Consider the following 8591-nt stretch of genomic DNA (forward strand, 5'->3'; position numbering starts at 1 on the left):
GCGTGCGCCGCAGGTTTTAGATCTGGATTTTGATTATGCTGAGATACCTACATAATTGAGTATCTACATAAGTAGCTATAAGTAGCTAGACATCATTAAAATATGAAATCCAAAAACCTGCAGTGCACGCTGTGCTTGCGATAAAGGTTTTGAATCTAATTTTTAGTTATGCCCAGCTACTTAGATCGATATAGATCCATACCCTTGGTCTACCCCTTGATCTACATATATGGAAGCAACAATTTTCAGTATTGTTTTTGCTCTTTTAAGTGGCACCTATATCTATCGATCCTTTCGGATTATTGAAGAAGGTCAAGTTGCTCTGGTTGAAAGGTTTGGGAAATACCAAAAGACCATGGAACCAGGGATCAATATTGTTTTACCCTTCCTAGATCGCATTGCTTTAATCAAAAGCGCCCGCGAGCAAGTTTTAGAAATCTCACCCCAGCCCTGTACCACCTCTGACAGCGTCAGCGTCAGCGTTAGTGGCGTGATGTATTGGCAAATTAGCGACCTCAAAGACGCAAGATATAACATTGAGAATGTCGATAAATCGCTGATGGTCTCCCTCGCAACCCAGATCCAAACTCAGATCGGACGCTGCGATCTCGATCATATTATCGGCGGACAAGAAAGAATTAACGAAGAGATTTTACAGGGCATGTCCAATGACACCAAGGCTTGGGGGATCAAGGTTTTGCGGGTGAGATTGGGCGAAATTACGATCCCCACCTCGGTGTTGCAGTCGATGGAAAAGCAAAAGGCTGCTGAAATCGAGAAGAAAGCAATGATTTCCAGATCGGAGGGGGAAAAGACTTCTGAGATCAAAAAAGCAGAAGCGGTGGCGCTTTCCAATAAAGTGCTAGCCGAATCCGAACGACAAGTGCGTTTGGAGCAGACTGAAGCAATGGCTTTATCGATCGAGCGCATTGCCGATGCGATCGCCAATCATCCCCATGGTCAAGAGGCGGTGCAATACTTACTAGCCCAAAAATATTTGGAAATGGGGCAGGCGATCGGAGAAAGTCCCAGCAGTAAGGTTTTATTCATGGATCCTAAATCGATCCCTGGCGCAATTCAATCTTTATTAGCCATGTCCGACAGTAAAATTACCGAAGCGCTTGCCAAACAACCTTATGGCGCAGTTTCCAATATTTCGCCCACGGCTCGGAATTTGCCCGTTCAAGAGGTTAAGCCCTTTAAACCAGCCTCAGATAGCGAGAAAGGAAGCCCTAGCAATAATTAAAAATATTTGACAAATTCATGTATTTAAAGCTATTATAGAGAGTTCGGAATTCCAAAACTGTAAAGCCATGCCGCTACCGATTGTTGCCGTTGTCGGTCGCCCAAATGTGGGCAAATCTACGCTCGTAAACCGTTTGTCGGGAGAGCAATATGCGATCGTCTACGATCAACCAGGTGTAACCCGCGATCGCGTTTATCGCGAATGTTTCTGGGGAGCCCACGAATTTCAAGTCGTCGATACAGGCGGCTTAGTATTTGACGATGAAACTGAATTTTTACCTATGATCCGCGAGCAGGCAGAAATTGCCATTCGCGAATCGGCAGCAGTAATCTTTGTAGTCGATGGTCTAGCGGGGATTACCGATGCCGACGAGCAACTGGGGGGGTGGCTACGGCGACAAAATATTCCCGTACTCTTGGCGGTGAATAAGTGCGAAGGCTCTAAGTATGGACTTTCTCTAGCGGCGGAATTTTGGAATTTGGGCTTAGGCGAACCGATCCCGATGTCGGGAATTCATGGTAACGGCACTGGTGAACTGCTCGATGAGCTGGTCAAACATTTACCACCACCTGAAGAAGTCGTTACTGAAAGCGATGAAATTAAAGTAGCAATCATTGGTCGCCCCAATGTAGGCAAATCCAGCCTGCTCAATGCCTTCATTGGGGAAAATCGCAGCATTGTTAGTCCCATTTCAGGCACAACCCGCGATGCGATCGATATGTCCGTCGAGCGGGATGGTAAAAAATATCGCTTGATCGATACCGCAGGGGTGCGCCGTAAAAAGAATATTGACTACGGCATTGAGTTTTTTAGTATTAACCGTGCTTTTAAAGCGATCGGACGCTCCGACGTGGTTTTATTGGTCATTGACGCTCTGGACGGTGTTACCGATCAAGATCAAAAGCTGGCAGGTCGCATTAATGATGAGGGCAAAGCCTGCGTCATCGTCGTCAATAAGTGGGATGCGATCGAAAAAGATTCCTACACTATCTACGACTACACCGCCGAAGTTAAAAGCCGTTTGATGTTTGTGGAATATGCACCGATTATTTTTGTAAGCGCCCTTACTGGTCAGCGGGTAACGCAGATCCTCGATCGCATTGATATTGCCGCCGAACAACACAAACGTCGAGTACCAACCGCAATTCTCAATGAAGCGCTCAATGAAGCGGTCACTTGGCACGCACCACCCACTAGTCGTGGTGGCAAGCAAGGTAAAGTCTATTACTGCACTCAAATTTCCGATAGTCCGCCAACGATTATTCTCTTTGTCAACGATCCCCATCGCTTTAACGACAATTACAAGCGTTACATTGAGAATCAATTCCGTAAAACTTTAGGTTTTGATGGTACGCCACTAAGATTTATTTGGCGCGGCAAAAAGGATCGCGAAGTCGAAAAGTCCAAGAATTCAGCATTCAGATAAGTAGCTAGGCATAATTAAACCCATAATCAAAAACTGTAGCGCACGCTGCGCGTGCACTACAGTTTTTTTGTTTTTATATTTAATTGCACCTAGCTACTTAGCAGTAATACCAATTCCCAAAATGGCGTTGCCATTTTGAGAATCTCAAAACCTTACTGGGTTTGTCTTATTAGGACAAAAAAGCCACAGAGAGGGTTGCTGCGCTCCGCGCAGCAACCCTCTCTGTGGCTTTATATAAAACCCCAAAGACGAGTGGCGGCGCAGAGCACCGCCACTCGTCTTTGGGGTTTTATATCCTAGGCAGACCTTACGTTGCTATAGTTTCAGGGTAAACTCCCATACATAAGTTCCCATACATAAGTATTATTGCAGTTGCCATGATGTGCTTTCTACGATTCAATAAGGCAATTACCATGGAGAAGTCATGGAAGAGCGATCGCTTGCCACCACTATGACAACCACAAATACAAATAAATTTGAGGCACATATCCTTGGTGCAGCAACTTTCGATCTCAGCGGTCTTCCTAAGGAATATTACACCCTTGTAGATGGCAGTAAGAGCATCATCTGGGTTCAACCGATTTTTCAAGCTTTAGGGTTAAAATCTCTTTTAGTAGCATCTTTACCCGTTGAGAATTTCACCTATGCAGTGATCCATGGTAAGGAATACACTGCGATCGTCATCAGGCAGCAAGGAAGTTATTTAGCCTTACTTTTCGATCCCGCAGATGAGATTCTTGATGAAAAATTTTTAAATTGGATACATTTCTTTGACGCTACTTCCCTTAAAAACAATCCCAAGTTTCAAGTCATTTAACAGCTAAGTAGCTAAACTTAAGACCAGAGAGGGTAACGCCCTCCACTCGGACGTTACCCTCTCTGGTCTTATTAGCAAAGCGCTGTATGTGCGCGGAATTACATTGCAATCCCGCGCATTTTTGCCTTTACAAAACTACTCCCTTTGGTGCGGGGATAGAAGGTTGTAAATACATGGTCAGGAACTGCACACCATTGTTAGCGAGATAGGGAAGCTTTTGAATCTTCTTCAACCATTCGGGAGAATTAGACTCATCAATCTTGACGAGCTTGGCATTGTTCTCTTCGCACTTCTTCAGACAATTCCAAAACTTAGGATTTTCTAGATCGAGAATCACGGGAAATGCTTTGGCAGCATCGCGATTGGTTTCGCGCAGAACTTCGTCCACATACTTTCTGGTGTCCATACCAATTGATTCATAGAACTCATTACGCACGCAAATATCGTTCAGATACATGGTGGCAAATACCGAAAGTAAGAAGAACTTGCTCCAAAGATTAGCTCTGATCCCTTTAATATTATTAGTTTCGCTACGGAGAAGCAGGCTACAGAAATCACCATGACGGCTTTCGTCTTGACACCAATTTTCAAAGAAATTGAAGATGGGATAAATCCGATATTCGGGATGAGCGAGGAAATGCTGGTGAATCTTGATATAGCGCCAGTAGCCAATCTTTTCCGACAGATAGGTAGCGTAGAAAATAAACTTGGGGGCAAAGTAAACGTATTTTTTGGTTTTTGATAAGGTCGAGAGATCGAGTTGAAGATCGAAGTCTGGCATTGCCTTATTCAAGAATCCAGCATGACGGGCTTCGTCGCGACTCATCAGGCTGAAAATTTCAGCCATTAGAGGGTTTTTGTCCTTGATTTTGACAGCAATTTCTTTGTAAAGCAAAAATCCTGAAAATTCAGAGGTACAAGATCCTTCAAGGAAAACGCGGAAATGTTCTTTCACTTGGGGATCGATATGATCCCATGATTGGTTGAAGTCAGCAGTACGGACGAAGTGCCGACGGTTATAGTCAAATTTAAATTCTTCGAGGATAGCTTCATAGTCTGGCTTGAGCTTGAAGATATCCATATTTGCCATCGCTTCAAAGTCAGTCGTGTAAAAGCGTGGGGTTAGGATCGTTTCGCGTCGGCCAGTCCCGTTAACCTTTTGTTGGTTTGACTGGCTTACATCGGGTTTAGAAGGGGTAGCTACCATATTTTCTCTTATGCTTTCTTTCGCGCTGAATAAAGGATTTTGTTGATAAATTGCAGTTTAAATACCTATCTGAATGCCTATTTTACGACTAGTCCCTAATTTATGGGTAGTTATATCTAGAAATAAGGTTGGCTTGTTAAGAAGCATTAAGCAATTTTTTCGCCTTAATTAACGTCAGTTCGGGTTAAGCTGGCAAATTTTCAAAACCCAAAAGTAAAAGCCTTGCGTAGCAAGACTTTTACTTTTGGGTTTTGAGAAAAGGTTTGCGTAGCAAACCTTTTCTCAAAACCCGTTTCCAATTATCCCGAACTCACATTAATAATTACTATGCGCTGTAGCCGCGTAGCCACTTGCGTTAGGAAGAGAAGGTTGGAGCTTTGCGCCCACCTTCTCTTATTGAGGTTTGTATAGTTTTAGCTAATTTCTAACTGCCGAATCAATTTTGTCACTGCTGAGCGATCGCAATAGACTCACCTGAGCATCAGCGGTAGAAATATTCGCAAAATATTCGGTGGTGATGTAACCAGCATAGCCAGTCTCTTGCGTTAAGTATGTTTTGAAAAAAGCAACACTCAGCAACTTGAGATAATCCTGTGCGGCAATTGGGTTGGGACCTGCTAAAGCGCTACTGATTTCAGGACTGAGGCGATCGCTAGAGGTAACAGCCGTTACCGCAGTATGCCCCGCACGATTAAGCAGCACTAAGTAGCGATTAGGGGTAGTCAACCATGTAAAGGGCACAATTTGCTCGGAAACCACGGGAGCAAAGGTATCATCCGCACTACCGACGATGGCGATCGGTACTGCGATCTTGCTCAGGTTAGCTTTGCCCAAGACATGGCTGGTCACGGGGTTAACCGCGATCGCCGATTTAATTCTTGGATCGCCTAACTTATAGTTTTGGTTGGGCAATCTTAAAGCCACACATTGCAGCAGTAAGGATACATTCCATTTATACTTGCCTTGACAGACTTCACTGAGATCGGCAAATTGAAGCTGGGCATCACTGACCAAAGCCAGCGCAGCATAACCACCAAAGGAATGTCCGACCATGCCCACATTTTGCCAGTTCACGTTAGCCGTTTGGGGAGATTTTTCAAGGTAGTTTAGAACGGCAGTTATGTCCTGCGGACGCTCGATAAAGCTCTCGGGTGGCGCAATCTCACTAACCGCACCGATAATCAATTTATTTAATTGTTCATCACTGCTGTTGGGGGAAATCGTCAATACCACCGCAAATCCATAGGATGCTAAATGTTCAGCAAGGTAGAGCAATGGTTCGCGGTTAGAAAGTAATCCAGGATAGATGACGATCGCTGGCAAAGGTTCGGACTTAGGGCTAGTAGTTTTGGGAATAAACAAATAAAAGGGAATCTCATAGCGGTTATCTAGGGCTGGCGCTTTGAGACTAGTCCGCTCCCATGAAATATTACCCTTATCGCGCAAATCGGCTAGCGGAACTATAGAAGGGGTGGAATTGGATGCAGTTGCCTTGGCAATTTTAATTGCTTCGTCATTAACCATTTGCACAACTTTTTGAGTGTTTTGCAGGAGGTCGCTCAATTCACCAACAGTTTGTAGTCCTTCTTGAATGTCAAAATAAATATCCGATGTTGGAAATTTTCGTAAAAAGCCGAGCAAAGACAAACCAGTCTCCTTATCGGCATCTGCCAAAACAGCAGCAGCACGAATCGCACGATTACCTGATAGTTCGGGGCCAGTTCTAATAAAATCTCCGAGGATGTCTAACGCCCTTTCTCCTTGGGATGTGTATAAAAATCTAGACAGTAGCGCCACAGGCACATCGGCTCGCTCGGTGAGAATCCGCCGAAAAGTCGCCATGTCAGCCGCAGAAATATAGCGGGATGCAGTTTCCAGCGCACCTCGCAATTCACCAGTTTTAGAAAAAGTTTCGAGGTCATCAACGGATACGGAGACTTCAAAAATATTAAAGCGGAAGTTGATGGTGTCAGCAGCTTCGCTAGGTTGGGCAAAGATGCCACCCAGCAGACTAAATAAGGCGATCGAGGCGATCGAGGCGGCAGATCTAGCAACCAATTGCGAGGAAATATTGGCGATCGCGTCTGTGAGATATTTCATATTTAGCTCTGTCTGTGAGATCTCCCTAGAAACTAACACAACATTTACAACACAGCCTCATTCATCTGTGGGTTTCCCCATATCTAAGAAATTAGACGTTGCGGCGCGAAGCGCCGCAGCGTCTAATTTCTTGGTTTTGTATGTCTATATTTTGTGGTGGGAAGTGAGTATACGCCGCTTACTTGAAAAACGTCGCAATCCATAAAGATGGGTGGCGGCGCTAAGCGCCGCCGCCCATCTTTATGGATTGTGGGAAAACAGCAACCTCAGCGATATACAAAACAATACAAATGTTAATATTCATCAATTTTGCCCCAATCGCATAGGTGGCAATGCTAACATCCAAATTAGTTAAAACCCGATTAAATAAAGCTTTAGGAGCGCATTTTGACATTACGAGTTGCTGTTGTAGGCGGCGGACCTGCGGGTTCCTGTGCGGCTGAAACACTTGCCAAAGCAGGAATTGAGACCTACATATTTGAGCGTAAACTGGACAACGCCAAACCCTGCGGTGGAGCAATTCCTCTATGTATGGTTTCTGAATTTGATTTACCCCCTGAAATTATCGATCGCCGCGTCCGCAATATGAAAATGATCTCTCCCAGCAATGTGGAAGTAGACATTAAGTTAGACAATCCCGATGAATATATCGGTATGTGCCGTCGCGAAGTTTTAGATGCATTTTTACGCAATCGCGCTGCTGACCTTGGCGCAAAACTAATCAACGGTCGGATTCTTGATATCAAGATCACAGAGAATGGCAAGCAGCCCTATGTCCTCACCTACTCAGATTTTGCCGAAGGTGGTAACGAAGGGATCATGCGGACTCTCGAAGTCGATCTCATCGTCGGTGCTGACGGGGCTAACTCCGTAGTTGCTAAAGCGATCGATGCTGGTGACTATAACTATGCGATCGCCTTCCAAGAACGCATCCGCATCTCTCCAGACAAAATGGAATATTACAAAGATTTAGCCGAAATGTATGTGGGCGATGATGTTTCGCCTGATTTCTACGCTTGGGTCTTCCCCAAATACGATCACGTCGCCGTTGGTACTGGCACGATGCATAAAAACCAACGCATGATCAAGCAATTGCAAGCAGGTATCCGCGCTCGCGCTTTGCCCAGAATCGAAGGTGGCGAAGTAATTAAGGTTGAAGCCCATCCCATTCCCGAGCATCCCCGTCCTCGCCGTGTCGTTGGTCGCGTGGCTCTCGTTGGCGATGCGGCTGGCTACGTCACTAAGTCCAGTGGTGAAGGTATCTACTTCGCGGCTAAGTCTGGTCGGATGTGTGCGGAAGCGATCGTGGAATTTGCTGAAGCTGGTAAGCGTATCCCTACTGAAGCCGATCTCAAGGTTTACATCAAGCGTTGGGATAAACAGTATGGTCTGACTTATAAAGTCCTAGACATTCTCCAAAATGTTTTTTATGCCACAAATGCTACCCGTGAAGCCTTTGTAGAAATGTGTGCTGATAAAGATGTGCAAAAGCTTACTTTTGACAGCTATCTCTACAAAACCGTCGTCCCTGCTAATCCTTTCACGCAGTTGAAGATTACCGCCAAGACGATCGGTAGTTTGCTGAGAGGCAATGCTCTAGCGCCTTAATAAAGGAATTGACAACTAAAGACTGGTGCGGTGAGAGTTGCTTGCTGCACCAGTTTTTGTTTTTTTTGAATTTCTTGACCATCGCACGGAAGCGTTATACCAATTCCCAAAATGGCGTTGCCATTTTGGGAATCTCAAAACCTTACTGGGTTTGGTGTTTATAGCTACAGTCACTTGAATGAGGACA

General features: G+C 44.9%; 6 protein-coding genes. 4 read left to right on the forward strand and 2 right to left on the reverse strand.

Features of this window, described 5'->3' with window-relative positions; translation table 11 throughout:
* Positions 1 to 229 precede the first annotated feature (229 nt).
* From AC805_RS03590 to AC805_RS03600, 3 genes are all read left to right on the forward strand, one after another.
* Positions 230 to 1246 (forward strand): SPFH domain-containing protein, encoded by a 1017-nt coding sequence (locus AC805_RS03590; RefSeq protein WP_055074142.1) that lies wholly within the window; start codon positions 230 to 232, stop codon positions 1244 to 1246.
* A 67-nt stretch (positions 1247 to 1313) separates the two neighbouring features.
* Positions 1314 to 2672, forward strand: coding sequence for a ribosome biogenesis GTPase Der (der, locus tag AC805_RS03595; protein ID WP_055074143.1), 1359 nt, complete (start codon positions 1314 to 1316; stop codon positions 2670 to 2672).
* A 424-nt stretch (positions 2673 to 3096) separates the two neighbouring features.
* Complete coding sequence (locus AC805_RS03600; RefSeq protein ID WP_055074144.1) at positions 3097 to 3489, forward strand: hypothetical protein; 393 nt, start codon at positions 3097 to 3099, stop codon at positions 3487 to 3489.
* Positions 3490 to 3616: 127 nt separating this feature from the next.
* On the opposite strand, the gene acsF is transcribed toward AC805_RS03600, so the two are convergent.
* Both acsF and AC805_RS03610 read right to left on the reverse strand, forming a co-directional pair.
* On the reverse strand, positions 3617 to 4696 hold the full coding sequence (acsF, locus tag AC805_RS03605) for a magnesium-protoporphyrin IX monomethyl ester (oxidative) cyclase (protein ID WP_055074145.1): 1080 nt from the start codon (positions 4694 to 4696) through the stop codon (positions 3617 to 3619).
* Positions 4697 to 5113: 417 nt separating this feature from the next.
* Positions 5114 to 6796, reverse strand: a complete 1683-nt coding sequence (locus AC805_RS03610) for an alpha/beta hydrolase (protein WP_055074146.1) — start codon at positions 6794 to 6796, stop codon at positions 5114 to 5116.
* A gap of 387 nt (positions 6797 to 7183) precedes the next feature.
* On the opposite strand from AC805_RS03610, the gene chlP reads away from it, so the two are divergent.
* Positions 7184 to 8404, forward strand: a complete 1221-nt coding sequence (gene chlP, locus AC805_RS03615) for a geranylgeranyl reductase (protein WP_055074147.1) — start codon at positions 7184 to 7186, stop codon at positions 8402 to 8404.
* Positions 8405 to 8591 lie beyond the last annotated feature (187 nt).

It is taken from the genome of Pseudanabaena sp. 'Roaring Creek' (genome assembly GCF_001402795.1).
Taxonomy (GTDB): Bacteria; Cyanobacteriota; Cyanobacteriia; order Pseudanabaenales; family Pseudanabaenaceae; genus Pseudanabaena.